We start from the raw sequence: 24,725 nt of genomic DNA, 5'->3' as shown, positions 1-24,725 counted from the left end.
TCTGGGACGGGTACTCAGCGAGTTCTCACTGATCCCGGCAGCGCGCGAACGATGATGCCGTCCCATCCAAAAACGATCCTGTGAGCGTCCATTCGGAAAACCGCAAAACAATTGTCGCTATCTACGACAACGGTTGTAGCGGGCAATCCGGTTTCATTCGCGCGAAGCCCGAACTGATTCTTCAACGCCGAAAGCGTGTCGATTCGTTTGACGGTAAAACCTTTGTTCGGCTTGCAGGTTTCACTGTCGAAGCTCATGGAGTGCGGCGTAATTGCGATCGTCATGCCGAGAATCCGTTTTGCTTCGGGGATGCCACCAGAAATATCGGCGTAGTCAACTACATCGGTCACGACCCAATTGCCGACGAAATCATTCATTGTCGCGTGCGGTGTTTGTGCCGCGCGCACGCTTACCGAGGCGGTCAGTGCGAGAGCCACATATGCAAAAAACTTGTGGCCTGTCATTGTGCGGACTGCCGGAAGGGCGCGGATTCTCGTTGGCGGCGGCTCGTTAGTCCCCGGCTTCTCTTCTCAGGACCGATCTTTCGGCCATTGCGATCGCGCGGGGCAATCATCACATTGAGCATCATTTTTTCTGCAACGGCTGTTATGTCTCCGGTATTTGCGGGACCTAGCGCGTCGCGTCTGTTCTGGCGTGACGAGTTAAAAGCAAAAGACACGGCAGCGCCGAACTGTGCCTGAGTCAATTCGTACTGCGTTACCACGGCTTTAACTGCTGCCTAGAGTGGGTAATATAATAAAATATAACTCGCAAAAATCAGTTTGAATTAAAATAATGCGAAATAAGTTATTTATTATATTAAGATAGAACGTAAAAAGGGCAAATTGAGAACTGAAGGGGCGCGACCGTAGACGAGAGCCGCGCGTCACCGCGGTCGACATCCGCGCGCGGGGATTGCGCTTGCTTTAAACTTTGCCGTTTACCATCCCGCTCTGATCACGGACACCGTCATGTTCGAAGTTTCCTCCACCTCGCATCTGCCGAAAGCCGCGCAATATGAAGAACTGGTTGCGCAGGCGCGCGCGCTCCTGGCCGGCGAAACGGACTGGATCGCCAACGCCGCGAACTTTGCGTCGTTCGTCTTTCATTCGTTGAGCGATCTGAACTGGGCCGGCTTTTACTTTCACGACGGCCGCGAACTGGTGGTCGGCCCGTTCCAGGGCAAGCCCGCGTGCGTACGCATTGCACTCGGCAAGGGCGTCTGCGGTACGGCCGCGCAAACCCGTCAGACCCAGGTCGTGCGCGACGTGCACGAGTTTCCCGGTCATATCGCGTGCGATTCGGCGTCTCAATCGGAAATCGTCGTGCCGCTGGTCGCGCCCGACGGCACGCTGATCGGAGTGTGGGATGTCGATAGCCCAGTCGTCGCGCGCTTCGACGAGGAGGACGCGAAGGGCATGGAAGCGTTGTGCGCGGTGTTCATCGAGGCAGCGCTGCCGCGCGGCGTGTAGTTTGCGAATCGCGCCGAGCGCGACGCGCAGCACTGAAGCGAGATCGACCTGCGGCTAGCAAGCCGCGTACCGCATCTTGCGACGGATGGACAGGAACGCGTCGTGCTTGCTCTGCATCGGTATCGATCAAGCGAATCACGCCGACGATGAACGACTCCCTCTACCGTTTCTTTCATCTTCAGCCGTCACTGCTCGTCACGCTGACACACGACGTCGTTCATATCGCGATTGCCGTGCTGATCCTCGTGGTCGGCTGGTGGTTGTCGAACCGCGTCGGTGCGATGTTCGCGAAGGCGCTCGCACGCACGCACGCGGACCCGACCCTCGCGCCGATGCTCGCCGCGATGGGGACGTGGGCAGTGCGCGTGCTCGCCTTCATTGCGGCGCTCGGCGAAGTCGGCATCGCGACCGCGAGCGTATTGGCCGTGCTAGGCGCGGCTGGCCTCGCGATCGGCCTCGCGCTGCAAGGTACGTTGCAGAACATCGCGGCCGGCATGATGCTGCTGTTGCTGCGACCGTTTCGCGTCGGCGACGTGATCGAAGGCAGCGGCGCCGCGGCTGGCATCGTGCGCGAGGTGGGGCTCTTCACGACGCGGATCGAGCGCGGCGATGGCAACATCGTGTTCGTGCCGAATAGCCAGATCTGGAGCAATCCGGTGATCAACTACAGTTGTGGCGGCACGCAGCGCATCGAGGTCGATGTGGAACTCGCGCAGCGCAAGGACGTGGATGCGGCGATCGGGCAACTGCAGAAACTCGTGAACGACGAGCCGCGTGTGCTGAGCGGTTCGACGCTTGCGCCGGTGGTTTCGGTTGCGGATTATCCGGCCGATGGCGGCGCGACGTTAAGGATCGCTGCGTGGGTCAGGTCGCCGGATGCGTCGTTGGCTGGCGGTGATCTGCATGACCGGGCGCAGGCCGTGTTGGAGCAGGCGGGATGTGAGGTGGCGGCTTAGGCCTGGAGATGTTCGGGATTAGGGTTTCGCGGCATGGCATACGGCCTCGACGCGATTGCCGGCCGGGTCGATCAGAAATGCCGCGTAGTAGCCGGAGTGATAGTGGGGCCTCGCGCCAGGTTGGCCGTCGGATTTGCCGCCACTCGAGAGTCCCGCTTTGAAGAATGCATCGACGTGCGCGCGGGACGGGGCTTTGAAGCACCAGTGACGTTTGTTTTCTGTTATTTCATTTGGATCGAGATACACGGCCAGATAGGTCGATGAGGTGTCGTCGATCGTGCAACGCTCGCCGTAGCCTAACGCGGTGGGACGGTCGAACACTTTGCGCGCGCCGAGAGCTGTCATGATGGCGTCGTAGAAAGGGCGGGCTGCGTCGATGTCGGGAACGCCGATCGATACGTGATCGAGAAGCTGCATCAGATGTCTCCCTCTGGAAGTTGCGCTCAGTGTATACGTTCGACTCGTTGCAACAGGCATTTCCGCACTCAACCGCCAAGGTGTTCTTCCAAAAGCGGCGGGCTGGCTCATGCCGAATCTGTCCGGACTCCAGGGCGCTTCGACGCGCGCATGGCGACGCTTTATTGGTTCCGCGTGATCGACCAGCAAACAAGAACGTCATCGATTGTTTTCGGTTCTATCGCGCTGTCTCCAGCCTTCTGCTACGTATACCCGCGACGCACGCCAGCTAGCGCAGCTCACCGGCTTCATGCGAAATGTACGCGGCCGCGGGTCTGCGAGTGGTCCTGCGCCGGAGCAGTTGATCCGTGCGCTACAGTCCGCCGTCGAAAGCGGCGACGTGATCGCAGTCGTGTCAAAGCGGCAAGCCTCGCGTGCAGGCGGCGCTCCTGGCGAACAGGAAATCCGGCCGTACTGCCCACCTCGATCCGAATGACCATCGATATGACAACAAAATCAAGAAGGTGATCCAGGCACTGCGCCCAGACCACCTTTCGATTCTCTCCGGCGGTGGTGACAATGACGAGCCGCCCGACGCGATGGGCGGCACAGTCGAGATTGATTCTTTGCGCGGTATTAATGATGCGGCCTGATCCGGGGCCAATACCTACATCAGCACAATATCGTACTGCTCCTGACTCAAATTCGACTCCACCTGCAACGACACCGGCTTGCCGATGAAATCGATCAGCATCGCCAGATGCTGCGATTCTTCCTCGAGAAACAGATCGATCACCTGCTGCGAAGCGACCACGCGAAACTCGCGCGGATTGAACTGCCGTGACTCGCGCAAAATCTCGCGCAACACGTCATAACACACCGTGCGCGCGGTCTTCACTTGCCCCTTGCCCTGGCAAACCGGGCACGGTTCGCACAGCACATGCGCGAGCGACTCACGCGTACGCTTGCGTGTCATCTCGACGAGCCCGAGCTGCGAGAAGCCGTTGACGGTCACCCGCGTGCGATCGCGCGACAACGCCTTCTTCAATTCTCCTAGCACCTGATCGCGATGCTCGACGTTTTCCATATCGATGAAATCGATGATGATCACGCCGCCGAGGTTGCGCAGCCGCAGTTGCCGCGCGATCGTATGCGCGGCCTCGAGGTTGGTCTTGAAGATCGTGTCGTCGAAGTTGCGCGCGCCGACGTAACCGCCGGTGTTCACATCGATCGTCGTCATCGCCTCGGTCTGGTCGATCACGAGGTAGCCGCCCGACTTCAGGTCCACGCGACGCGACAGCGCGCGCTGAATCTCGGCCTCGATGTTGTACAGATCGAATAGCGGCCGCTCGCCGGTGTAGTGGTGCAGCTTCGACGATACCGCCGGCGTGAACTCGGTCGCGAAATCGGCGAGCATCTGATGCGTTTCGCGTGAATCGACCTGAATGCGCGACGTTTCATCGTTGACGAAATCGCGCAGCACGCGCTGCGCGAGATTCAGATCCTGGTAGAGCAGGCTGGTGGGCGGCATGCGCTGCGCCTGCGACAGAATCGTCGCCCACGTCTTGCGCAGATACGCGACGTCGGCGGCGAGTTCTTCGCTCGTCGCATCCTCGGCGATCGTGCGCACGATATAGCCGCCTTTCTCGTCGGCGGGCAGCACGGCGGTCAGGCGCGCGCGCACGGCCTCGCGCTCGGCTTCGCTTTCGATCTTCTGCGAAATGCCGATGTGCGGTTCCTGCGGCAGATAAACGAGCGTGCGCCCGGCGATGCTCACTTGCGTGGACAGCCGCGCGCCCTTCGTGCCGATCGGGTCCTTGACGACCTGCACCATCAGCGTCTGACCTTCGAAGACGATCTTTTCGATCGGCTGATGCGGTGCCTGGTGTTGTGCTTCGCCGGCGATGCGCGGATGCCAGATGTCGGCGACATGAAGGAACGCGGCGCGTTCGAGGCCGATGTCGATGAACGCCGATTGCATGCCCGGCAGCACGCGCACGACCTTGCCGAGATAGACATTGCCGACGCGCCCGCGCGACAGCGTTCGTTCGACATGAAGTTCCTGGACGGCGCCCTGTTGAACGAGCGCGACGCGCGTTTCCTGCGGCGTGACATTGATCAGGATTTCTTCATTCATGGTGTTGTTCTAGAAGTCGATGCGCGCTGCACGCAGGAGGGCAGCGGTTTCAAAAAGCGGCAAACCCATGATACCCGAATAGGACCCGTCTATATGCTCGATAAACTCCGCCGCGCGTCCCTGCACGCCATACGCTCCTGCCTTGCCGAGCGGCTCACCGCTCGCCGCATAACGACGCAACGCGTCTGCGTGCACTGCAGCAAAACGCACCTTCGACACCGACAACGCCGCGGGCAGCAGCACGCCGTCGGCATCGATGACGGCGAGCGCGGTCAGCACTTCGTGCGTGCGGCCCGCGAGGCGCGTGAGCATCGCGACCGCATCGTCGGCGTCGATGGGCTTGCCGAGAATCGCGTCGTCGATCGTAACGGTGGTGTCGGCGACGAGGATCGGCCGCACCGCGTGGCCAGCGGCCACGAGACGCGCGCGCGCCGCATGCGCTTTCGCGATGCATACGCGCTGCACGTAGTCGCGCGCGTGTTCGCCGGGCCGTTCGGCTTCGAGCGCTTCGGCGTCTTCGTCGGGGCGCGGCAGCAGCAATTCGAAACGCACGCCGAGCTGTTGCAGCAGCTCCTGGCGGCGCGGACTTTGCGAGGCGAGGTAGACGAACGGATGCAGCGAAGCGGAGGGCGTGGGCATGAACGGGTCTCGATGGAGCGGAAACGGATGGCGTGCGGGAGGTGAAAGCGGATGGCTTGGAAGAGTGGGCGGGGCGAGCTAGATTCGGCGACGCAATCGATGCGCTGAATCCATTCATGGCATAGATGCACAGCGCGTCGGGCGCATCATCGCATGAAGTGGTGGCAATACGCTTAAACGTAGGAGCAGAGCACTGGCGACGTGCCATCAACAACGAACGGTTGCCAGGCGTCGCCGCGCTGGCTCCAGCCCTCACGCGCGATGATACGGGTGATTTTGCGTGATGCTCCACGCACGGTAAAGCTGCTCGGCCAGCAGCACGCGCACCATCGCGTGCGGCAGCGTGAGGCTCGACACGCGCAGCATCATATCGGCGCGCGCCTTCAGCTCGGGATCGAGACCGTCCGCGCCGCCGATCAGAAAGGCCACGTCGCGGCCGTCCTGTTGCCAGCCCGGCAACGCGCCCGCAAGCTGCATCGTGGTCCAGTCCTTGCCGCGTTCGTCGAGCGCGACGATGCGCGCGTTCTTCGGCAACGCGGCTTCGATCTTCTGCCGCTCGGCGGCCATCACGCTTTCGGCGGAACGGCCCGACGAGCGCTGCTCCGGTTTGATCTCGCGCAGCTCGATGCGCAGCTCGGGCGGCATGCGCTTCGCGTATTCGTCGAAGCCGGTCGCGATCCAGTCCGGCATCTTGTGGCCGACGGCGAGGATATGCAGTTTCATTGCAAGGAAAGTGGCGGTGCGCCTGACACGGTTCGCTTACTTGCGGCGCGCGGTGGTCTTGCGCGCTGGCTTCGCGGCGGGCGCTTCCTCTTCTTCCTCGTCGTCGGGCTCGCTTGCGCGCGCGCCGCCGAACGGACTCGGCGTAGACAGCTTGATGCGCACCGGCTTGTCGCCCCAGATTTCCTCGAGGTTGTAGTACTGGCGCAGCGCCGGCTGCAGGATGTGGACGATCGCGTCGCCGCAATCGACCAGCACCCATTCGCCGATGTCCTCGCCCTCGGTGCTGACGATCTCGCCGCCGGCTTCCTTCACGCCTTCGCGCACGCTCGACGCGAGCGCCTTGGTTTGCCGGTTCGACGTGCCACTCGCGACGATCACGCGATCGAACAGCGAGGTCAGGTGGCTGGTGTTGAACACTTTGATGTCTTGCGCCTTGACGTCTTCGAGAGCGTCGACGATTACGCGCTGCAGTTTGCGAATATCCATGGAGTTACCGGTGGTACAGATGATGTTGAAGAATATAGTCCCACACCGCGGCGGGGACGTGACTCGTGGCCTGATCCTGGGCGGCGTCGCTCGCACCCGCGTGGACGAGCCGCTGGTTGACCTGCTCGCGCAGATGCGCGCGAATGTCGGTGGCCGAAACGTTGAACGCGAGCGTCGTGTCGATCAGCAGATGGCCGCAGGGCGTGGCCTGCAGCACCTCGGCTTTCGCACGGCGCGCGGCGATTTCCGTGGCCACCGCGGGGGCCACCGACGCGAGGTCGAAGCCGGGCCGCGTGGCCGCGCCGATATGCGCAAGCTCGAACAGGCGCCGCCAGTCGCGCCACGTGTCGAGATGAACCAGTTGATCCGCGCCGATCAGCAGCGTGATCGATGCGTCGTCGCCTTCGCGCTCGCGCCAGCGTTGCAGCGTGTCGACCGTGTAGGTCGCGCCTTCATGCTCGATCTCGTCGGTCGCGACGCGCACCGTCACGCCGGGGATCGCGAGCGACGCGGCCGCCGCGCGCGTCATTGCGAGTCGATGTTCGGCGGGCGATACGTCGGCTTTCTGCCACGGCTGGCCGGCCGGCAGCAGCACCAGTTCGGTCAGCCGCAGCACGTCGGCGAACCGCCGCGCGAGCGCGAGATGGCCGTCGTGGATCGGATCGAAAGTGCCGCCCAGAAGACCGATCCGGCGGGGCAGCGCGACAGGGTGAGCGTTCGGCTTCAGGTGAGGATCCTTTGTCGTGACCGTAAGCGACACGGGTGGCGCGTCACACCCACTCGCGCGGCACGAGGAAATCGCTGTACAAGCGAGCTTCCGGCGTGCCCGGCTCGGGGTGCCAGTTGTAGCGCCAGTTCACCACGGGCGGCATCGACATCAGGATCGATTCGGTGCGTCCGCCGCTCTGCAGCCCAAATAGTGTGCCACGGTCGAAGACCAGATTGAACTCGACGTAGCGCCCGCGCCGGTAGGCCTGGAACGCGCGTTCGGCTTCGCCGTAGGGCGTATTGCGGCGCCGCTCGATGATCGGCAGGTACGCCTTGAGAAAGCCTTCGCCGACGCTTTTGAGCATCGCGAACGATTGCTCGAAGCCCGGCGCCGAGAAATCGTCGAAGAAAATCCCGCCGATGCCGCGCGCCTCGTTGCGGTGCTTCAGGAAGAAATACTCGTCGCACCAGCGCTTGAAGCTCGGGTACAGGTCTGCGCCATACGGCGCGAGCGCGTCGCGGCACACCTGATGGAAATGCCGCGCGTCCTCTTCGTAGCCGTAGTAGGGCGTCAGATCCATGCCGCCGCCGAACCAGAACACCGGCTCTTCGCCTTCCCTGGTCGCAATGAGCAGGCGCACGTTCATGTGAACGGTCGGGCAGTGCGGATTAAGCGGGTGCAGCACGAGCGACACGCCCATCGCCTCGAAACCGCGCCCGGCCAATTGCGGCCGCGCGGCGCTCGCCGAGCCCGGCAGCGCGTCGCCGGCGACGTCCGAGAAGCCGATGCCGGCGCGCTCGAAGAACTGGCCGCCTTCGAGAATCCGCGTGACGCCGCCGCCGCGCAGCTTTTCGCCGGGGCCGCGCTGCCATGCGTCGGTCGCGAAAGCGGTGCCGTCGAAGGCGCCCAGCGTGTCGGCGATGTGCGATTGCAGGCCTTGCAGCCAGCTGCGCACGGCTTGTGCGTCGTAGCTCGAATTGCTCATGAATGCAGGTTCTGAGGGCGGCACGCTCGTCGTGCCGCGGGTTCTTCGAAAGAGGGCGACGGCTGCGTTCGCGCCGGGTTGGCTGCCGGGACGCCCGGATCGCGCATTCGGCTTGCACGGAAGCCGGGAGGCGGATGGGCGAGGCGGCTTGCCGCTCCGGTCGATCCGCGGGCTCCGTGTCCGTCTGTTGCGACGAGCGCGAAAAATGCAGTGTAGCGCGCGTCGCGTCGCGCGCCCGCGGCGCGCTGTCGCGCGCGGGCGCCGCTCGCACGGCGCCCGGCGGTAGCGCTTATTTGCCGTCGTGCTTGCGATTGAGCGCGCGATAGCCGATGTCGCGGCGGTATTGCATGCCGTCGAACGCGATCTGGTTGATCGTGTGATACGCGGCCGCCTGCGCGGTGCGCACCGAATCCGCCAGGCCGACGACGCACAGCACGCGCCCGCCCGAGGTGGTCAGCTTGCCGTCCGTTAGCGTGGTGCCGGCGTGGAACGTGACCGAATCCGCGGTTTCGGCGGGAATGCCGTTGATGCGGTCGCCCTTCCTCGGCGTGTCCGGATAGTTGTGCGCGGCGAGCACGACGCCGAGCGCGGTGCGGCGGTCCCATTCGAGTTCGACGGTGTCGAGGGTGCCGGCGATCGCGTGTTCGACCACTTTCGAAAAGTCGCCCTTCAGACGCGCCATGATCGGCTGCGTTTCGGGGTCGCCCATCCGGCAGTTGAATTCGAGCGTCTTCGGGTTGCCTTGTGCGTCGATCATCAGGCCCGCGTACAGGAAGCCGGTGTAGCGGATGCCTTCCTTTTCCATGCCGCGCACCGTCGGCAGGATGATTTCGCGCATCACGCGCGCATGCAGCTGCGGCGTGACGATCGGCGCGGGCGAGTAGGCGCCCATGCCGCCCGTGTTCGGGCCCTGGTCGCCGTCGAGCAGACGCTTGTGATCCTGGCTCGACGCGAGCGCGAGCACGTGCTTGCCGTCGACCATCACGATGAAGCTCGCTTCCTCGCCGGCGAGGAACTCCTCGATCACGACGCGCGCGCCGGCGTCGCCGAGCTTGTTGTCCGACAGCATCATGTCGACCGCGGCGTGCGCTTCTTCCAGCGTTTGCGCGACCACCACGCCCTTGCCCGCGGCGAGGCCGTCGGCCTTGATCACGATGGGCGCGCCCTTGGCGTCCAGATACGCGTGCGCGGCGGCGACGTCGGCGAAGGTTTCGTACTCGGCCGTCGGGATGCCGTGGCGCTTCATGAACGCCTTGGCGAAATCTTTCGAGCTTTCGAGCTGAGCGGCTTCTTTGGTCGGCCCGAAGATCTTCAGACCGCGCGAGCGGAACAGGTTGACGATGCCTGCCGCGAGCGGCGCTTCCGGCCCGACCAGCGTGAACGCGATCTGTTCTTTTTCGACGAAATCGGCGAGTGCGGCCGGATCGGTGATGTCGACGTTGAGCAGACGCTCATCCTGAGCGGTGCCGCCGTTGCCGGGCGCGACGTAGACGAGCTGGACCCGCGGCGATTGCGCGAGCTTCCATGCCAGCGCATGTTCGCGACCGCCGGAACCGACGACGAGTAACTTCATGTGAATCCCCGAGACTTAAAAACCATAAACGGCCGAGCGCTGTGCTCGGCCGTGCAATAAACCATCAACAGCAAGGGCAAACGATGCCAAAGCCCGGCGCGCCATCACTCGCCGGCGATCGACGCGTTTGTATAGACTTCCTGCACGTCGTCCAGATTTTCCAGCGCGTCGAGCAGCTTCTGCATTTTCACGGCGTCGTCGCCGGTGAATTCGACTTCGGTCTGCGGCTTCATCGTGACTTCGGCCAGTTCGGCCTTGAAGCCCGCGGCTTCGAGAGCAGCCTTCACCTTCGAAAAATCGTGCGGCGGGCACAGCACTTCGATACTGCCGTCCTCGTTGGTCTGGACGTCGTCGGCGCCCGCTTCGAGCGCGGCTTCCATCAGCGCGTCTTCGGCGGTGCCGGGCGCGAACAGGAACTGGCCGACGTGATCGAACATGAACGACACCGAGCCGTCCGTGCCCATGTTGCCGCCGTTCTTCGAGAACGCGTGACGCACTTCCGCGACCGTGCGGGTGCGGTTGTCGGTCATCGTGTCGACGATCACCGCCGCGCCGCCGATGCCGTAGCCTTCGTAGCGGATTTCCTCGTAGTTCGCGCCGTCCGCGCCGCCGACACCGCGCTGGATCGCGCGGTTGATGTTGTCCTTCGGCATGTTGGCGTCGTACGCCTTGTCAACGGCGAGCCGCAGACGCGGGTTCGAGTCGATGTCGCCGCCGCCCAGACGGGCCGCAACCTGGATTTCCTTGATGAGCCGCGTCCAGACCTTGCCGCGCTTGGCATCGGCCGCTGCTTTCTTATGCTTGATGTTGGCCCATTTCGAATGACCCGCCATACTTTTCTCCGTCGCGCGCGCCAGCGGGGCGCACGCATAGTGCAATTGTCGTTGCGATGTCGGGCGCCTCGCGGGTTGCGCCTCGCGTGTCGTGTCCCGATCCCAAACCGTCAGGTGAAAGGCTGCCGGCCGCTCGTGCTCGTTGCTCATGTTCGCCCGTCGGCGGCCACTCCTGCCGCCGATCTCAGCCCGGCCGTTCCCGCGCGTCGTTCCCAGCTTGCCCGCCGGTAGGCGTTCGAGCCGGTTCATACATGAGCCGCGGCCCAAGCGGGGCCGCAGTGCGGCGGCGCGATGGAAGCGGGGCAGCTTGCGCGGCCAGGCGCCGCATGACCCCTGATGAAGGCGCGGGGCGCCGGTCGAAATTGCAGACGGTGGTGCGAGTGATCGTGCGGGTCGAGCCGCTCATCGAGCGGATTCGAATTTTATCACGCCGCGAGGGTGCGGCAGAGGGGGCCGCGGCGCGAAACCGGCCGCAAATGCAATGAAATCGAAGCGAAAATGAATTAAGGCGGCGCGGATGTGCCATTGGACGGCCGGATGGGGTCGAAAGCGGTCCGCCCTTAGGGCAGCGGCACTGCCGGGCCACCCTGCCGGCCCCTGCGCCTCAGTTCTTCGTGCCGAACAACCGGTCGCCCGCGTCGCCCAGACCCGGCACGATGTACGCATGCTCGTTCAGATGCGAATCGAGCGACGCGACGAACAGCTTGACGTCCGGGTGCGCGTCCTGGAATACCTGGACGCCTTCCGGCGCGGCGACGAGTGCGAGGAACAGGATGTTCTCGGCGGCCACGTTGCGGCGCTTGAGCACATCGACTGCGTGCACGGCCGAGTAGCCGGTCGCGACCATCGGATCGCAGAGAATGAACACGCGATCTTCGAGATCCGGCAGCCGCACCAGGTATTCGACCGGCCGATGATCCTCCGCGCGATACACGCCGATGTGGCCGACGCGCGCCGACGGCACCAGCTCGAGCAGGCCGTCCGACATGCCGACGCCCGCGCGCAGCACCGGCACGATCGCGAGTTTTTTGCCGGCGATCACCGGCGCGTCGATCTCGACCAGCGGCGTGGTGATGCGGCGCGTCGTCATCGGCAGGTTGCGGGTGATTTCGTAGCCCATCAGCAGCGTGATTTCGCGCAGCAACTCGCGGAACGTGCGCGTCGACGTGTCCCGGTCGCGCATGTGCGACAGCTTGTGCTGGATCAGCGGGTGATCGAGGATGAAAAGATTGGGAAAACGGCTGTCCTGGGTCATGGCGGGCTCGCGCGCGGCGGCAAGGTGGATCGGTTCGGCGCGCCCATCCGTTGCGTCCGTCCGCGCGCGAAGCCCGGACGGACGGTGGAAATGTGCGCCACCGCGCAAGTTTACCGAAAGAGTAGCGCCCGGCGATACCTGAGATTGCAGCGACGCGGCACAGTCCGGCACCGATTCTTCTAGAATCTGGGGAAACTTCGCAATGAGGGCATCCACATGGACTTGGGAATCGCAGGACGTACCGCGCTGGTTTGCGCGGCGAGCAAAGGTCTGGGACGCGGCTGCGCGGAAGCGCTCGCCGCCGAGGGCGTCAACCTGACGATCGTCGCGCGCACCGCCGAAACGCTCGAAGCGACCGCCGAGGCGATCCGCAAGCAGAGCGGCGTCGAGGTGAAGACAGTCGCATGCGACATCACCACGCCCGAAGGGCGCGCCGCCGCGCTCGCGGCCTGCCCGCAGCCGGACATTCTCGTCAACAACGCGGGCGGACCGCCGCCGGGCGATTTTAGGAGCTTCACGCACGACGACTGGATTCGCGCGCTCGAAGCCAACATGCTGACGCCGATCGAGCTGATCCGTCAGACCATCGACACGATGAGCGCGCGCGGCTTCGGGCGCATCGTCAACATCACGAGCTCGGCGGTGAAGGCGCCGATCGACGTGCTGGGCCTGTCGAACGGCGCGCGCTCGGGGCTGACCGGTTTCGTCGCGGGTCTCGCGCGCAAGGTCGCGCCGACCGGCGTGACGATCAACAACCTGCTGCCGGGTCTGTTCGATACCGACCGCATCGCGGTCACGTTCGAGGCGCAGGCGAAGACGCACAACATTTCCATCGACGAAGCGCGCAAGCAGCGCATGAAGACGATCCCCGCCGGACGCTTCGGCAATCGCGAAGAATTCGGCCAGGCCTGCGCGTTCCTGTGCAGCACGCATGCTGGCTACATCACCGGGCAGAACTGGCTGATCGACGGCGGCGCTTATCCGGGGACGTACTGAGCCGGTACGTACTGAGCACGCACGTACCGAGCCGCCGCGCGCGAACGGCACGCATGACATCACAACAACGATATTCACAACGGTTTGAGGAGTCTTAAGTCATGAGCACCCGCATTGCGCTGATCGCGCACGATCACAAGAAAGACGACATCGTCAAACTGGCCGGCGAATACGTCGACACGCTCGCGCGCTGCGAGATCGTGGCGACCGGCACGACCGGCGGACGCATTAGCGACGCGCACGGCCTCACGGTCGAGCGCATGTTGTCGGGCCCGCACGGCGGCGATCTGCAGATCGGCGCGCAGCTCGCCGAAGGCCGCGTCGACATGGTGATTTTCCTGCGCGACCCGATGACGCCGCAGCCGCACGAGCCGGACATCAACGCGCTGGTGCGCGCGTGCGACGTGCACAACATTCCGTGCGCGACGAATATTTCGACCGCGCGCATGGTGCTCGACGTGCTGACGCTGCGCATGTCGGGCGAGGCGTGAGCGCGCGCGTCGCCGCACCCACATTTCTACAGATCAAGGAGACATGATGGCCAAGGCAATCCGATTCGACAAAACCGGCGGCCCCGAAGTAATGAAATGGGTCGACGTCGAGGTGGGCGAGCCCGGTGCGGGCGAGATCCGCATTCGCCAGACGGCGGTCGGCCTCAATTACATCGACGTGTATTTCCGCACCGGTCTGTATCCGCTGCCGCTGCCGGGAGGGCTCGGCATGGAGGCGGCCGGCGAGGTCAGCGCGCTCGGCTCGGGCGTGAGCGGTCTGAAGGTGGGCGACCGCGTCGCGTATGTCGCGCGGCCGCCCGGCGCCTATGCGCAGGAGCGCGTGCTGCCGGCCGCGCAGGTCGTCAAGCTGCCCGACGCGATCAGCAACGAGCAGGCCGCATCCGTGATGCTGCAAGGCTTGACCGCGCAGTATCTGCTGCGCCGCACGTATCGGGTGAAGGCCGGCGACACGATCCTGATTCAGGCCGCGGCGGGCGGCGTCGGCCTGCTCGTGTGCCAGTGGGCGAAGGCGCTCGGCGCGACGGTGATCGGCACGGTCGGTTCCGACGAGAAAGCCGAGATCGCCAAAGCGCACGGCTGCGATCACGCGATCGTTTATACGCGCGAGAATTTCACGAAGCGCGTACGCGAGATCACCAACGGCGCGGGCGTGCCGGTCGTCTACGATTCGATCGGCAAGGACACCTTTGAAAAGTCGCTCGACTGCCTCGCGCCGCTCGGCCTCTTCGTGAGCTTCGGCAACGCGTCGGGTCCGCTGCCGCCGATCGACTCGTCGGAATTCGCGGGACGCGGTTCGCTGTTCTTTACACGACCGACGCTCTTCACCTATATCGCGAAACGCGCCGATTACGAGGCGATGTCGGCCGAGTTGTTCGACGTGCTGAGCTCGGGCAAGGTCAAGACGAGTATCAATCAGCGCTATGCGCTGCCGGACGTCGGGCAGGCGCATGCCGACCTCGAAGGGCGCCGCACGACGGGCTCGACGATCCTGCTGCCGTAAAGAAACTTCGCGGCCTCCGGCCGCGCTACCTCACCTCCACCAGGGCCGTTTCATCGCGAGATGAAACGGCCTTGTCCGTTTACGCGATTTTTACGCGCACCGCGCAATCTTTGACCAGCCCTTTAGGCGGATCGGCATACCGTTCTACCTATCCAAAATCCGTAAATGGGGAACACAAATGGATGTGTTGTATGTCGGTGGCCTGGCGCTGTTTGCCGTGCTGACCTTTGCGCTGATTGGCGGCTGCGAGAAGCTGATGCAGTTCCGTCGCGGACAGGGAGCACGCTGATGACCTGGATGCTGTGGCTGGCCGGCGCGTCCACCGCGCTGCTGTTCATTTATCTCGTGTATGCGCTGCTGCGCGCGGAGGACATTGAATGAACACGAATGATGTCCTGCAGGCGAGTCTTTTTATCGTCGTGCTACTGGCCGCCGCGGTGCCGGTGGCGAGCTATCTGGGCGCCGTGATGGACGGCAGCTCACGCGTGGTGCGCTTCTGCGCGCCGCTTGAACGGCTGCTTTACCGTATCGCGGGCGTCGATCCAGCGGCGGAAATGGGCTGGAAGCACTACGCGATCGCCGCGGTCGCGTTCAACGTGCTCGGCGTGGCGTTCCTGTACGTGCTGCTGCGCGTGCAAGGGTGGCTGCCCGGCAATCCGCAGCAGTTCGGCGCGATGTCGGTCGACAGCGCGTTCAACACCGCGGTCAGCTTCGTGTCGAATACCAACTGGCAGGACTACACGCCTGAGCAAACGGTCAGCTATCTGACGCAGATGCTCGGCCTGACCGTGCAGAACTTCCTGTCGGCGGCGACCGGCATCGTCGTCGTGATGGCGCTGATTCGCGGCTTCGCGCGGCATACCGCGCAGACCATCGGCAACTTCTGGGTCGATATCACCCGCGTGACGATGTACGTGCTGCTGCCGATGGCGGCGATCGTCGCGGCACTGCTGATGAGCCAGGGTGTGATCCAGAACTTCAAGGCGTATCAGGACGTGCCGACGCTGCAGACCACCACCTACGCCGCGCCGAAGCTCGACGCGCAAGGCAATCCGGTGAAGGACGCGAAGGGCAATCCGGTAACGGTCGACACGCCCGTGAAGACGCAGACCATCGCGATGGGACCGGTCGCGTCGCAGGAAGCGATCAAGATGCTCGGCACCAACGGCGGCGGCTTCTTCAACGGCAACTCCGCGCATCCGTACGAAAACCCAACGCCGTTCTCGAACTTCGTGCAGATCTTCTCGATCCTGATCATCCCGGCGGCGCTCGCGCTCGTGTTCGGCCGCGTGATCGGCGATCGCCGCCAGGGTGTCGCGGTGCTTGCGGCGATGACGATCGCGTTCGGCGTCTGTCTGTTCGGCGAGATCAGCGCCGAGCAAAGCGGCAATCCCGCGTTCACCGCGCTCAACGTCGATCAGTCGGCGAACGCGCTGCAATCGGGCGGCAATGCGGAGGGCAAGGAAACGCGCTTCGGTATCGCGCAGTCGGGCATCTTCACGGTCGCGACCACGGCGGCTTCGTGCGGAGCGGTCGCCAACACGCACGATTCGTTGACGCCGATCGGCGGCCTATACCCGATGCTGCTAATGCAGCTCGGCGAAGTGATCTTCGGCGGCGTCGGTTCCGGCATGTACGGGATGCTCGTGTTCGCGCTGCTCGCGGTGTTCGTCGCGGGACTGATGATCGGGCGCACTCCTGAATACGTCGGCAAGAAGATCGAGGCGTACGAGATGAAGATGGTGTCGATCGTCGTGCTGCTCACGCCGCTGCTGGTGCTCGTCGGCACCTCGATCGCGGTGCTGACCGACGCCGGCAAGGCGGGCATCGCGAACCCCGGCGCGCACGGCTTCTCCGAAATCCTCTACGCGTTCAGCTCGGCCGCGAACAACAACGGCAGCGCGTTCGCGGGTCTCTCGGTGAATACGCCGTTCTACAACTGGCTCACCGCGATCGCGATGTGGTTCGGCCGTTTCGGCACGATCGTGCCGGTGCTCGCGATCGCCGGCTCGCTCGCCGCGAAGAAGCGCATCGGCGTGACCGGCGGCACGCTGCCGACGCACGGACCGCTGTTCGTCGTGCTGCTGCTCGGCACGGTGCTGCTGGTCGGCGCGCTGACCTACGTCCCGGCGCTCGCGCTCGGTCCCGGCGTCGAGCATCTGATGATGATCGGCGTGCAGTGACGGTTGACGCGGGGGCCGCGATCAACGACTCCCGACGACCGAACCGGCGCTTGCACGCGGCAAGCCTGCAAGCGCACAAGGATATTCGAGGATTCAATGACTGAACATAACGCTACGCGGTCCATGTTCGACCCGGCGCTGCTGCGTCCGGCGATCGTGGACTCCTTCAAAAAGCTCACGCCGCGCACGCAGTTTCGCAACCCGGTGATGTTCTGCGTGTACGTCGGCAGCATTCTGACGACCATTCTGTGGATCGCCGCGCTCGGCGGTCAGGCCGAGGCGCCCGCGGGCTTCATTCTCGCGGTCACGCTGTGGCTGTGGTTCACGGTGCTGTTCGCGAACTTCGCGGAGGCGCTCGCCGAAGGCCGCTCGAAAGCGCAGGCCGCGTCGCTGCGCAGCGCGAAGAAAGACGTGATGGCCAAGAAGCTCAACGAGCCGCATCCGAAGTCGCCGATCCGCATCACGACCGCGACCGATCTGCGTAAAGGCGACGTCGTGCTGGTCGAGACCGGCGACGTGATTCCGGCCGACGGCGAAGTGATCGACGGTGTCGCATCGGTCGACGAATCGGCGATCACCGGCGAATCGGCGCCGGTGATCCGCGAGTCGGGCGGCGACTTTTCGTCGGTGACGGGCGGCACGCGCGTGCTGTCGGACTGGATCGTCGTGCGCGTCACGGCGAACCCGGGCGAGGCGTTCCTCGACCGCATGATCGCGATGGTCGAAGGCGCGAAGCGTCAGAAGACGCCGAACGAAATCGCGCTGACCATCCTGCTCGTCGCGCTGACGATCGTGATGCTGCTCGCCACCGCGACGCTGCTGCCGTTCTCGATCTTCTCGGTCGAAGCCGCTCACCTGGCCAATTCGGCGGGCCACGTGGTGACGATCACCGCGCTCGTCGCGCTGCTCGTGTGTCTGATCCCGACGACGATCGGCGGCCTGCTGTCGGCGATCGGCGTAGCCGGCATGAGCCGCATGATGCAGGCGAACGTGATCGCGACCTCGGGCCGCGCGGTCGAAGCGGCCGGCGACGTCGACGTGCTGCTGCTCGACAAGACCGGCACGATCACGCTCGGCAACCGCCAGGCGTCGCAGTTCCTGCCCGCGCCGGGTCTCACCGAAGAAGCGCTTGCCGATGCCGCGCAGTTGTCGTCGCTCGCCGACGAAACGCCGGAAGGCCGCAGCATCGTCGTGCTCGCAAAGCAGCGTTTCAATATCCGCCAGCGCGACATGGCCTCGCTGCACGCGGTGTTTCTCGCGTTCACCGCGCAGACCCGCATGAGCGGGGTCGATCTGTCGCCGCAAGGAACGCCCGCCGGAACGCATGGCCGAGAAATCCGCAAGGGCGCGGCCGATGCGGTCAAGCACTACGTCGAAGCGAACGGCGGCCGTTTCCCGAACGAAGTCAGCAACGCGGTCGCCGAGGTCGCGCGACGCGGCAGCACGCCGCTCGTGGTCGCCGAGAAGAGCGAGCAGGGCGCGCGCGTGCTCGGCGTGATCGAGCTGAAGGACGTCGTGAAGGGCGGCATCAAGGAGCGCTTCGCCGAGCTGCGCAAGATGGGCATCAAGACCGTGATGGTGACGGGCGACAACCGTCTGACCGCCGCCGCGATCGCGGCCGAAGCAGGCGTCGACGACTTCCTCGCCGAAGCGACACCGGAGACGAAGCTCGCGACGATCCGCGCGCACCAGGCCGAAGGGCGTCTGGTCGCGATGACCGGCGACGGCACCAACGACGCCCCCGCGCTTGCGCAGGCCGACGTCGCGGTCGCGATGAACACCGGCACGCAGGCGGCGAAAGAGGCCGGCAACATGGTCGACCTCGATTCGAATCCGACCAAGCTGATCGAGATCGTCGAGATCGGCAAACAGATGCTGATGACGCGCGGTTCGCTAACCACGTTCTCGATCGCCAACGACGTCGCCAAGTACTTCGCGATCATTCCGGCCGCGTTCGCGTCGACGTATCCGGCGCTGAATGCGCTGAACGTGATGCATCTCGCGACACCGACCTCGGCGATCATGTCGGCGGTGATCTTCAACGCGCTGATCATCGTGCTGCTGATTCCTCTTGCGCTTAAGGGCGTGCGCTATCGCGCGCTGGGAGCTGCGATCCTGCTGCGCCGCAATCTGCTGATCTACGGCCTCGGCGGGATCATCGTGCCGTTCATCGGCATCAAGCTGATCGATATGGTGCTCGCCGTGTTCGGCTGGGTTTGAGCGCGCAGCGCATCGCTACGCGGTAACCAGCATTGATGAAAAGGGAAAGAGACTCATCATGAAAAATCTGTTCCGTCCGCTGATCGTGATCTTCGCGGTGCTGACCGCGGTCACCGGACTCGCTTATCCCGCGGTGATGACCGCGTTCGGCCAGGCGGCGTTCCACGACAAGGCCAACGGCAGCCTGATCGAGCAGAACGGCAAGGTGGTCGGCTCGCAGCTGATCGGCCAGCAGTTCGACGCGCCCCAGTATTTCTGGGGCCGGCTATCGGCGACGAGCCCGATGCCGTACAACCCGCAGGGCTCGGGCGGCTCGAACCTCGGGCCGAACAACGCGGCGCTGCTCGACGAGATCAAGGGTCGGCTCGCGGCGCTTAAGGCTGCTGGCACCGACATGTCGAAGCCGGTGCCGGTCGATCTGGTCACGTCGTCGGGCAGCGGGCTCGATCCGGAGATCAGTCCGGCCGCGGCCGCGTACCAGGTGGAGCGGGTCGCGCAGGCGCGCCACCTCGCGCCGAGCGACGTGCAGGTGCTCGTCGAGCGTTATACGACGGGGCGCCAGTTCGGTGTGCTCGGCGAGCCGCGCGTGAACGTGCTCAAGCTCAATCTCGCGCTCGATGAAATGAAGCGCGGTTGACCCGAAACGCAAACGACGAATCATCAACCGCGATTGCGGTTCATCGGCAAAACAGCGGCGTCCGCGTGGCGCCGCTGCGCCATTTGCGGGCCGGCGCGGGCCGTGCCACCATGCAGGCACCGCCGCTCGCACGACTATGACAATCACTGAGCATGAACCGCCCCGATCCTGACGAACTGCTCGACAAGCTGCAGCGCGACGAAGAAAAGCGTCTGCGCGGCAGGCTGAAAATTTTCTTTGGCGCGTCGGCAGGTGTCGGCAAGACGTATGCGATGTTGCAGGCCGCGCGCCGCCGCAAGGAAGAGGGTGTCGACGTGCTGGTCGGCATCGCCGAAACGCACGGGCGCGGCGAAACCGCCGCGTTGCTCGCTGGACTCGACGTGCTGCCGCTCGCGCATATCGACTATCGCGGCCGCAAGCTCGGCGAGTTCGATCTCGACGCCGCGCTCGCGCGCAAGCCGCAATTGATCCTCGTCGACGAACTCGCGCATTCGAACGTGCAGGGCGCGCGCCATCTGAAGCGCTGGCAGGACGTCTACGAACTGCTCGACGCCGGCATCGACGTCTATACGACCGTCAACGTGCAGCACCTGGAGAGCCTGAACGACGTGGTCGGCCAGATCACCGGCATCCGCGTTTGGGAGACCGTGCCCGATCGCGTGTTCGATCATGCCGACGAAGTCACGCTCGTCGATCTGCCGGCCGAGGAACTGCTCGACCGCATGCGCGACGGCAAGGTGTACATGGCGCAGCAGGCCGAGCGCGCGGTGCGCAACTTCTTTCGCAAGGGCAACCTGATCGCGCTGCGCGAACTCGCACTGCGCCGCACCGCCGATCGTGTCGACGCGCAGATGCGCGAGTACCGCGCCGACCGGTCGATCCAGCGTATCTGGCAGGCGCGCGAGCGGCTGCTGGTGTGCGTAGGTCCTGGTCCCGAGGCGCCGGCGCTGGTGCGTTCTGCTGCGCGCCTCGCCGCGAGCCTGAAGGCCGACTGGCTCGCGGTCTATGTCGAAACGCCCGCGTTGCAGCGTCTGCCCGACGCGCGCCGCGCACGCACGCTGAACGCGCTGAAGCTCGCCGCCGAACTCGGCGCCGAAACCGCGACGCTCGCCGCCGCGGATGCGCTCGACGCGTTGATCGGTTACGCGCAGGCGCGCAACGTATCGAAGCTGGTGGCGGGCGCATCGTCGCGCACCGGCATTAGCCGCTGGCTGCGCCGGCCGCTTGGTGAGCGCATCGCCGAGAAGAGCGGCGATCTCGATCTCACGCTGATTCGCGTGTCGTCGGAGCGCGACGCCGGCGAACAGCGGCGGCTGTTGAACACGACCGCGAACGCGTGGCGCGAAGCGTTGAGCGCGGCGCGCGAGCGTCGCTCGCCGCCGCGCGCGTATGCGTGCGCGCTTGCGATCGGCGCGGCGATCACGCTGCTGTCGAGCCAGTTGATCGACCGCATCGATCTGACCAACCTCGTGATGCTGTACCTGCTCGGCGTGATCTTCACCGCGGTGAAGCTCGGACGCGGGCCGGGTGTCGTGCTGTCGTTCGCGAGCGTCGCGGCGTTCGATTTCTTTTTCGTGCCGCCGCGCATGTCGCTGTCGGTGTCCGATACGCAGTACCTGCTGACGTTCTTCGGCATGCTGCTGACATCGCTCGTGATCAGCCATCTGACTTCGAGCCTGCGCCGCGAGGCGAGCGTCGCGCGACGCCGCGAGCAGCGCACCGGCGCGATGTACGAGATGGCGCGCGAGCTCGCCGCGGCGCTTGCGGCCGAGCAGATCGTCGGCATCGGCACCCGGCACTTGAGCGAAGTGTTCGGCGCGCGAGTCGCGATTCTGCTGCCGGACAGCGCCGATCAGGTCAAACAGAAGATCGAGGACCCGGACCCGGCGATCACGCTGGAAGGCGACGCGCTCGACCTCGACGTCGGCCAGTGGGTCTACGATCAGCAGAAGCCGGCCGGCCACGGCACCGACACGCTGCCGGCCGCCGCGGCGCTGTACCTGCCGCTGAAGGCGCCGATGCGCACACGCGGCGTGCTCGCGGTCGTCGTGCGTGACGAGCGCGAGCTGACCGTGCCGGAACAGCGGCGCATGCTCGATGCGTTCGCCGCGCAGATCGCCCTCGCGCTCGAACGCGTGCATTACGTCGATATCGCGCGCGATGCGCTCGTCAACATGGAGTCGGAACGGCTGCGCAATTCGCTGCTGTCGGCGATATCGCACGATCTGCGCACGCCGCTGACGACGATCGTCGGGTTTTCATCGATGCTCGCCCAGGGGCAGCGAGCGCAGGGGCCGACCGACCCGCAATCCGCCGCGCGTCGCAACGACGAACTCGTCGATGCAATCCACGAAGAAGCGCTGCGCATGACCGACATCGTCACGAATCTGCTCGACATGGCGCGCCTGCAGGCCGGCAGCCTGCAGCTGAACCAGCAATGGACGCTGCTCGAGGAGACGGTCGGCGCCGCGCTGCGCGCGTGCAAGCGCGTGCTCGCCGATCATCCGGTGCAGGTCACGCTGCCCGCCGATCTGCCGCTGCTGCATCTCGACGCGGTGCTGATGGAGCGGCTGTTCTCGAACCTGTTCGAGAACGCGGCCAAATACACGGCGTCGGGCACGCCGCTCATGATCGGCGCGCAGCAGATCGACGCGGACGGCGCGCCGTTCGTGCGCGTGACGATCGACGACAACGGCCCCGGCCTGCCCGCCGGCATGGAAGCGCGGGTGTTCGAGAAGTTCACGCGCGGCGAGAAGGAATCGGCGAAACCGGGCATCGGCCTTGGGCTCGCGATCTGCCGCGCGATCGTCGAGGCGCACGGCGGTACAATCGGCGCGCTCAACAGGACGGCAGCGGATGGCCACGTCGAGGGCGCGCGCTTCTGGTTCACACTGCCGGTCAAGACGCCGCCCGATGCTCCTGAAACGTTCGATACGCTCGAAGACGAAGGCGCCGCCGACGACACCGCCGCCGACCTCAACCCGCTCACCCGACCCGCCCATGAGTGACCTGAGCATCACCGTCGTTCTGATCGAAGACGAAAAGCAGATTCGCCGCTTCGTGCGCACGGCGCTCGAAGGCGAGGGCATCGCCGTGTACGACGCCGAGACCGGCAAGCAAGGGCTCGTCGAAGCGGCGACGCGCAAGCCCGATCTGGTGATCGTCGATCTGGGCCTGCCCGACACCGACGGCCTCGACGTGATCCGCGAGTTGCGCGGCTGGAGCGAACTGCCGGTGATCGTGCTGTCGGCGCGCACCCAGGAAAGCGAAAAGGTCGCCGCGCTCGACGCCGGCGCCGACGACTACCTGACCAAGCCGTTCGGCGTGTCCGAGTTGCTCGCGCGCATCCGCGCGCATCTGCGGCGGCGCAATCACGGCGGCGCGAACGAATCGCCGCAGGTGCGCTTCGGCGCGGTCACTGTCGACCTCGCGCTGCGCCAGGTCACGCGCGACGGCGCCGCGGTCCATTTGACGCCGATCGAATACCGGCTGCTCGCGACGCTCGTGCGCCACGCCGGCCGCGTGCTCACGCACCGGCAGCTGCTGCGCGACGTGTGGGGGCCGTCGCATGTGGAGAGTCACCACTATTTGCGCATCTACATGGCGCATCTGCGCGGCAAGCTCGAGCGCGATCCGGCGCAGCCCGAGCATATCGTCACTGAGACCGGCGTCGGGTATCGGCTGGTGGGCGCGGTGTGAGTTCGTCCGCGAAGCCGCTCCGTTATAATCTCCCGACGTAAGGACGACCTTACGCTTTTGTCGATCATCGGGGACGGCCCCATTTTTCATGGAGCTGTTTCAATGTCCTGGTTTCTTCTGTTGATCGCCGGTTTGCTCGAAGTCGCCTGGGCGGCCGGTCTCAAAACTTCCGAAAGTTTCACCCGCTTCTGGCCGTCCGTCTTCACGGTCGTGACCGCGCTCGGCAGCTTCGCGCTGCTCGCGCTGGCGATGCGGCAACTGCCGCTCGGCACCGCCTATGCGGTGTGGACAGGAATTGGCGCGGTCGGCGCGTTCATCTTCGGCGTCGTGATGATGGGCGAGGCGTTGACGCTCGCGCGCGTCGCCAGTGCGTCGCTGATCGTGATCGGCCTCGTCGGGCTGAAGCTGTCGTCGGGGCACTGACCCCTCGGCCCCGTCCGCCCGGCGCGCGGCCGCCATTGCCTGCAAGCTACAGCGCGGCCTCGCCGCTCTACGTTCCGCGAATCATCGTAGCTATAATGAGACAGCAACGACGTTGAGATTGCCCGCGGCCTGGCTGGCGCGGCCGGCTTGGCAAGCCTGACGGCTTGGGCGCGGAACCCCCGCTGGTTCCCGCCGAAGCCGTCAGGCAAGCACAAAGCGCGTGGAGGCGGCCATGCTTGAATCACTTTCGCTTGCAGCGGGCCTTTCATGGGGCAGCGGTCTGCGCCTCTATCTAACGGTCCTTTTGGCCGGCGTATTGGAACGTCTTGGCCTGATTCACTTGCCGGACACGTTGTCCGCGCTGTCGTCGCCATGGGTGATCGGCGCGGCAGCCGTGCTGACGCTCACCGAATTCCTCGCCGACAAGATCCCCGCGTTCGATTCGCTGTGGGACGCGATCCACACCTTCATCCGCATTCCCGCCGGCGCCGTGCTGGCCGCCGGCGCGCTCGGCCACGCCGATCCGACGCTGCTGACCGTCGCCGCGCTCGCGGGCGGCACGCTCGCCGGCACTGCGCATCTCGCGAAGGCGGGCACCCGCGCGCTGATCAATCTGTCGCCGGAACCGGTGTCGAACGTCGTCACGTCGACCGCCGAGGACGGCCTCGCGGTCGGCGGGGTACTCCTTGCGCTATTCGTGCCGCTCGCATTTCTGGTCTTGATGGTAGGCTTTCTGCTACTCGCGGCGTGGGCGTTGCCGCGATTGTGGCGTGGCGTGCAGGGCGGTTTTCGCGGCATGGCCACGCACATGGTGTCGCGATTGGCGAGGAGCAGGCACGATTGAGCGAAGCACTACCAGGATCTAAGGCGGGTTCAAGAACGCGCGCCGAC

Annotated in this window: 28 protein-coding genes; 16 read left to right on the top strand and 12 right to left on the bottom strand. The window is 65.0% G+C overall.

Going from position 1 to position 24,725, the window contains the following annotated elements; translation table 11 throughout:
- Nucleotides 1-14: 14 nt before the first annotated feature.
- The gene (locus tag ACLFKU_RS22690; RefSeq protein WP_368586209.1) at nucleotides 15-464 is read right to left on the bottom strand and encodes a hypothetical protein; all 450 of its coding nucleotides are present in this window, start codon (nucleotides 462-464) and stop codon (nucleotides 15-17) included.
- Nucleotides 461-724, bottom strand: coding sequence for a glycoside hydrolase family protein (locus ACLFKU_RS22685; RefSeq protein WP_410850548.1), 264 nt, complete (start codon nucleotides 722-724; stop codon nucleotides 461-463). The genes ACLFKU_RS22690 and ACLFKU_RS22685 overlap by 4 nt, the downstream gene beginning before the upstream one ends.
- A gap of 247 nt (nucleotides 725-971) precedes the next feature.
- Here ACLFKU_RS22685 and ACLFKU_RS22680 point away from each other — a divergent pair, with 247 nt between their 5' ends.
- On the top strand, nucleotides 972-1,472 hold the full coding sequence (locus ACLFKU_RS22680) for a GAF domain-containing protein (RefSeq protein ID WP_368586208.1): 501 nt from the start codon (nucleotides 972-974) through the stop codon (nucleotides 1,470-1,472).
- A 146-nt stretch (nucleotides 1,473-1,618) separates the two neighbouring features.
- Entirely contained in the window at nucleotides 1,619-2,428 is an 810-nt protein-coding gene (locus tag ACLFKU_RS22675) for a mechanosensitive ion channel family protein (RefSeq protein WP_410850547.1), read from the top strand.
- A gap of 18 nt (nucleotides 2,429-2,446) precedes the next feature.
- Here the strand turns inward: ACLFKU_RS22675 and ACLFKU_RS22670 are convergent, their stop codons facing one another.
- Nucleotides 2,447-2,845, bottom strand: a complete 399-nt coding sequence (locus tag ACLFKU_RS22670) for a VOC family protein (protein WP_410850546.1) — start codon at nucleotides 2,843-2,845, stop codon at nucleotides 2,447-2,449.
- 413 nt (nucleotides 2,846-3,258) lie between these two features.
- Between ACLFKU_RS22670 and ACLFKU_RS22665 the strand changes: the two genes are divergently transcribed.
- A complete protein-coding gene (locus tag ACLFKU_RS22665; protein WP_410850545.1) occupies nucleotides 3,259-3,477 on the top strand; it encodes a hypothetical protein in 219 nt (72 codons plus the stop codon).
- A gap of 14 nt (nucleotides 3,478-3,491) precedes the next feature.
- Here the strand turns inward: ACLFKU_RS22665 and rng are convergent, their stop codons facing one another.
- The 8 genes from rng to ACLFKU_RS22625 form a co-directional block, all read right to left on the bottom strand.
- Nucleotides 3,492-4,961, bottom strand: coding sequence for a ribonuclease G (rng, locus tag ACLFKU_RS22660; protein ID WP_368586204.1), 1,470 nt, complete (start codon nucleotides 4,959-4,961; stop codon nucleotides 3,492-3,494).
- Nucleotides 4,962-4,970: 9 nt separating this feature from the next.
- Complete coding sequence (locus ACLFKU_RS22655; RefSeq protein ID WP_410850544.1) at nucleotides 4,971-5,600, bottom strand: Maf family protein; 630 nt, start codon at nucleotides 5,598-5,600, stop codon at nucleotides 4,971-4,973.
- A 252-nt stretch (nucleotides 5,601-5,852) separates the two neighbouring features.
- Nucleotides 5,853-6,323, bottom strand: a complete 471-nt coding sequence (gene rlmH, locus ACLFKU_RS22650; protein ID WP_368586202.1) for a 23S rRNA (pseudouridine(1915)-N(3))-methyltransferase RlmH — start codon at nucleotides 6,321-6,323, stop codon at nucleotides 5,853-5,855.
- A 36-nt stretch (nucleotides 6,324-6,359) separates the two neighbouring features.
- Nucleotides 6,360-6,809, bottom strand: a complete 450-nt coding sequence (gene rsfS, locus ACLFKU_RS22645; protein WP_410850543.1) for a ribosome silencing factor — start codon at nucleotides 6,807-6,809, stop codon at nucleotides 6,360-6,362.
- Nucleotides 6,810-6,813: 4 nt separating this feature from the next.
- A complete protein-coding gene (locus ACLFKU_RS22640; RefSeq protein WP_368586201.1) occupies nucleotides 6,814-7,569 on the bottom strand; it encodes a nicotinate-nucleotide adenylyltransferase in 756 nt (251 codons plus the stop codon).
- A 10-nt stretch (nucleotides 7,570-7,579) separates the two neighbouring features.
- Entirely contained in the window at nucleotides 7,580-8,503 is a 924-nt protein-coding gene (gene hemF / locus ACLFKU_RS22635; RefSeq protein ID WP_368586200.1) for an oxygen-dependent coproporphyrinogen oxidase, read from the bottom strand.
- Nucleotides 8,504-8,792: 289 nt separating this feature from the next.
- Nucleotides 8,793-10,076: a phosphoribosylamine--glycine ligase gene (purD, locus tag ACLFKU_RS22630; protein WP_410850542.1), complete on the bottom strand. Its 1,284-nt coding sequence runs from the start codon at nucleotides 10,074-10,076 to the stop codon at nucleotides 8,793-8,795.
- Between the two features lie 104 nt (nucleotides 10,077-10,180).
- Entirely contained in the window at nucleotides 10,181-10,909 is a 729-nt protein-coding gene (locus ACLFKU_RS22625; RefSeq protein WP_410850541.1) for a YebC/PmpR family DNA-binding transcriptional regulator, read from the bottom strand.
- 326 nt (nucleotides 10,910-11,235) lie between these two features.
- Here ACLFKU_RS22625 and ACLFKU_RS22620 point away from each other — a divergent pair, with 326 nt between their 5' ends.
- A complete protein-coding gene (locus ACLFKU_RS22620) occupies nucleotides 11,236-11,394 on the top strand; it encodes a hypothetical protein (RefSeq protein ID WP_410850540.1) in 159 nt (52 codons plus the stop codon).
- A gap of 119 nt (nucleotides 11,395-11,513) precedes the next feature.
- On the opposite strand, the gene upp is transcribed toward ACLFKU_RS22620, so the two are convergent.
- A complete protein-coding gene (gene upp, locus ACLFKU_RS22615) occupies nucleotides 11,514-12,164 on the bottom strand; it encodes a uracil phosphoribosyltransferase (RefSeq protein ID WP_013088896.1) in 651 nt (216 codons plus the stop codon).
- Nucleotides 12,165-12,380: 216 nt separating this feature from the next.
- On the opposite strand from upp, the gene ACLFKU_RS22610 reads away from it, so the two are divergent.
- The 12 genes from ACLFKU_RS22610 (at nucleotide 12,381) to ACLFKU_RS22555 (ending at nucleotide 24,678) form a co-directional block, all read left to right on the top strand.
- Entirely contained in the window at nucleotides 12,381-13,160 is a 780-nt protein-coding gene (locus ACLFKU_RS22610) for an SDR family oxidoreductase (RefSeq protein WP_410850539.1), read from the top strand.
- A gap of 101 nt (nucleotides 13,161-13,261) precedes the next feature.
- Complete coding sequence (locus ACLFKU_RS22605) at nucleotides 13,262-13,651, top strand: methylglyoxal synthase (RefSeq protein ID WP_368586196.1); 390 nt, start codon at nucleotides 13,262-13,264, stop codon at nucleotides 13,649-13,651.
- Nucleotides 13,652-13,697: 46 nt separating this feature from the next.
- Nucleotides 13,698-14,672 (top strand): quinone oxidoreductase family protein, encoded by a 975-nt coding sequence (locus tag ACLFKU_RS22600; protein WP_368586195.1) that lies wholly within the window; start codon nucleotides 13,698-13,700, stop codon nucleotides 14,670-14,672.
- 178 nt (nucleotides 14,673-14,850) lie between these two features.
- Nucleotides 14,851-14,961 carry a potassium ABC transporter ATPase gene (locus ACLFKU_RS22595; RefSeq protein ID WP_176121285.1) on the top strand — a complete coding sequence of 37 codons (111 nt, stop codon included), beginning with the start codon at nucleotides 14,851-14,853 and terminating at the stop codon, nucleotides 14,959-14,961.
- Nucleotides 14,961-15,053, top strand: a complete 93-nt coding sequence (gene kdpF / locus ACLFKU_RS22590) for a K(+)-transporting ATPase subunit F (RefSeq protein ID WP_085484604.1) — start codon at nucleotides 14,961-14,963, stop codon at nucleotides 15,051-15,053. The genes ACLFKU_RS22595 and kdpF overlap by 1 nt, the downstream gene beginning before the upstream one ends.
- Nucleotides 15,050-16,855, top strand: coding sequence for a potassium-transporting ATPase subunit KdpA (gene kdpA / locus ACLFKU_RS22585; RefSeq protein WP_410850538.1), 1,806 nt, complete (start codon nucleotides 15,050-15,052; stop codon nucleotides 16,853-16,855). Before kdpF ends, kdpA begins: the two co-directional genes overlap by 4 nt.
- Before the next feature lie 96 nt (nucleotides 16,856-16,951).
- Entirely contained in the window at nucleotides 16,952-19,075 is a 2,124-nt protein-coding gene (gene kdpB / locus ACLFKU_RS22580) for a potassium-transporting ATPase subunit KdpB (RefSeq protein ID WP_410850537.1), read from the top strand.
- A gap of 58 nt (nucleotides 19,076-19,133) precedes the next feature.
- On the top strand, nucleotides 19,134-19,712 hold the full coding sequence (kdpC, locus tag ACLFKU_RS22575) for a potassium-transporting ATPase subunit KdpC (protein ID WP_410850536.1): 579 nt from the start codon (nucleotides 19,134-19,136) through the stop codon (nucleotides 19,710-19,712).
- Nucleotides 19,713-19,864: 152 nt separating this feature from the next.
- Nucleotides 19,865-22,720, top strand: coding sequence for a DUF4118 domain-containing protein (locus ACLFKU_RS22570; protein WP_368586191.1), 2,856 nt, complete (start codon nucleotides 19,865-19,867; stop codon nucleotides 22,718-22,720).
- Nucleotides 22,713-23,411, top strand: coding sequence for a two-component system response regulator KdpE (gene kdpE, locus ACLFKU_RS22565; RefSeq protein ID WP_176109149.1), 699 nt, complete (start codon nucleotides 22,713-22,715; stop codon nucleotides 23,409-23,411). Before ACLFKU_RS22570 ends, kdpE begins: the two co-directional genes overlap by 8 nt.
- A gap of 102 nt (nucleotides 23,412-23,513) precedes the next feature.
- Nucleotides 23,514-23,834, top strand: coding sequence for a quaternary ammonium compound efflux SMR transporter SugE (sugE, locus tag ACLFKU_RS22560; protein ID WP_176109148.1), 321 nt, complete (start codon nucleotides 23,514-23,516; stop codon nucleotides 23,832-23,834).
- A gap of 232 nt (nucleotides 23,835-24,066) precedes the next feature.
- On the top strand, nucleotides 24,067-24,678 hold the full coding sequence (locus ACLFKU_RS22555) for a DUF4126 domain-containing protein (RefSeq protein ID WP_368586190.1): 612 nt from the start codon (nucleotides 24,067-24,069) through the stop codon (nucleotides 24,676-24,678).
- The last annotated feature ends 47 nt before the right edge of the window (nucleotides 24,679-24,725 follow it).

It is taken from the genome of Paraburkholderia sp. EG304 (assembly GCF_046543485.1).
GTDB lineage: Bacteria > Pseudomonadota > Gammaproteobacteria > Burkholderiales > Burkholderiaceae > Paraburkholderia > Paraburkholderia youngii.
This window is presented reverse-complemented; position numbering and strand designations above follow the sequence as displayed.

Excerpts from the sequence above, each read along its gene's own strand:
- ACLFKU_RS22690 (WP_368586209.1), bottom strand. The coding sequence starts at position 464 with ATGACAGGCCACAAGTTTTTTGCATATGTGGCTCTCGCACTGACCGCC.
- ACLFKU_RS22680 (WP_368586208.1), top strand. The coding sequence starts at position 972 with ATGTTCGAAGTTTCCTCCACCTCGCATCTGCCGAAAGCCGCGCAATAT.
- ACLFKU_RS22675 (WP_410850547.1), top strand. The coding sequence starts at position 1,619 with ATGAACGACTCCCTCTACCGTTTCTTTCATCTTCAGCCGTCACTGCTC.
- ACLFKU_RS22670 (WP_410850546.1), bottom strand. The coding sequence starts at position 2,845 with ATGCAGCTTCTCGATCACGTATCGATCGGCGTTCCCGACATCGACGCA.
- rng (WP_368586204.1), bottom strand. The coding sequence starts at position 4,961 with ATGAATGAAGAAATCCTGATCAATGTCACGCCGCAGGAAACGCGCGTC.
- ACLFKU_RS22655 (WP_410850544.1), bottom strand. The coding sequence starts at position 5,600 with ATGCCCACGCCCTCCGCTTCGCTGCATCCGTTCGTCTACCTCGCCTCG.
- rlmH (WP_368586202.1), bottom strand. The coding sequence starts at position 6,323 with ATGAAACTGCATATCCTCGCCGTCGGCCACAAGATGCCGGACTGGATC.
- rsfS (WP_410850543.1), bottom strand. The coding sequence starts at position 6,809 with ATGGATATTCGCAAACTGCAGCGCGTAATCGTCGACGCTCTCGAAGAC.
- hemF (WP_368586200.1), bottom strand. The coding sequence starts at position 8,503 with ATGAGCAATTCGAGCTACGACGCACAAGCCGTGCGCAGCTGGCTGCAA.
- purD (WP_410850542.1), bottom strand. The coding sequence starts at position 10,076 with ATGAAGTTACTCGTCGTCGGTTCCGGCGGTCGCGAACATGCGCTGGCA.
- ACLFKU_RS22625 (WP_410850541.1), bottom strand. The coding sequence starts at position 10,909 with ATGGCGGGTCATTCGAAATGGGCCAACATCAAGCATAAGAAAGCAGCG.
- ACLFKU_RS22620 (WP_410850540.1), top strand. The coding sequence starts at position 11,236 with ATGACCCCTGATGAAGGCGCGGGGCGCCGGTCGAAATTGCAGACGGTG.
- upp (WP_013088896.1), bottom strand. The coding sequence starts at position 12,164 with ATGACCCAGGACAGCCGTTTTCCCAATCTTTTCATCCTCGATCACCCG.
- ACLFKU_RS22610 (WP_410850539.1), top strand. The coding sequence starts at position 12,381 with ATGGACTTGGGAATCGCAGGACGTACCGCGCTGGTTTGCGCGGCGAGC.
- ACLFKU_RS22605 (WP_368586196.1), top strand. The coding sequence starts at position 13,262 with ATGAGCACCCGCATTGCGCTGATCGCGCACGATCACAAGAAAGACGAC.
- ACLFKU_RS22600 (WP_368586195.1), top strand. The coding sequence starts at position 13,698 with ATGGCCAAGGCAATCCGATTCGACAAAACCGGCGGCCCCGAAGTAATG.
- ACLFKU_RS22595 (WP_176121285.1), top strand. The coding sequence starts at position 14,851 with ATGGATGTGTTGTATGTCGGTGGCCTGGCGCTGTTTGCCGTGCTGACC.
- kdpF (WP_085484604.1), top strand. The coding sequence starts at position 14,961 with ATGACCTGGATGCTGTGGCTGGCCGGCGCGTCCACCGCGCTGCTGTTC.
- kdpA (WP_410850538.1), top strand. The coding sequence starts at position 15,050 with ATGAACACGAATGATGTCCTGCAGGCGAGTCTTTTTATCGTCGTGCTA.
- kdpB (WP_410850537.1), top strand. The coding sequence starts at position 16,952 with ATGACTGAACATAACGCTACGCGGTCCATGTTCGACCCGGCGCTGCTG.
- kdpC (WP_410850536.1), top strand. The coding sequence starts at position 19,134 with ATGAAAAATCTGTTCCGTCCGCTGATCGTGATCTTCGCGGTGCTGACC.
- ACLFKU_RS22570 (WP_368586191.1), top strand. The coding sequence starts at position 19,865 with ATGAACCGCCCCGATCCTGACGAACTGCTCGACAAGCTGCAGCGCGAC.
- kdpE (WP_176109149.1), top strand. The coding sequence starts at position 22,713 with ATGAGTGACCTGAGCATCACCGTCGTTCTGATCGAAGACGAAAAGCAG.
- sugE (WP_176109148.1), top strand. The coding sequence starts at position 23,514 with ATGTCCTGGTTTCTTCTGTTGATCGCCGGTTTGCTCGAAGTCGCCTGG.
- ACLFKU_RS22555 (WP_368586190.1), top strand. The coding sequence starts at position 24,067 with ATGCTTGAATCACTTTCGCTTGCAGCGGGCCTTTCATGGGGCAGCGGT.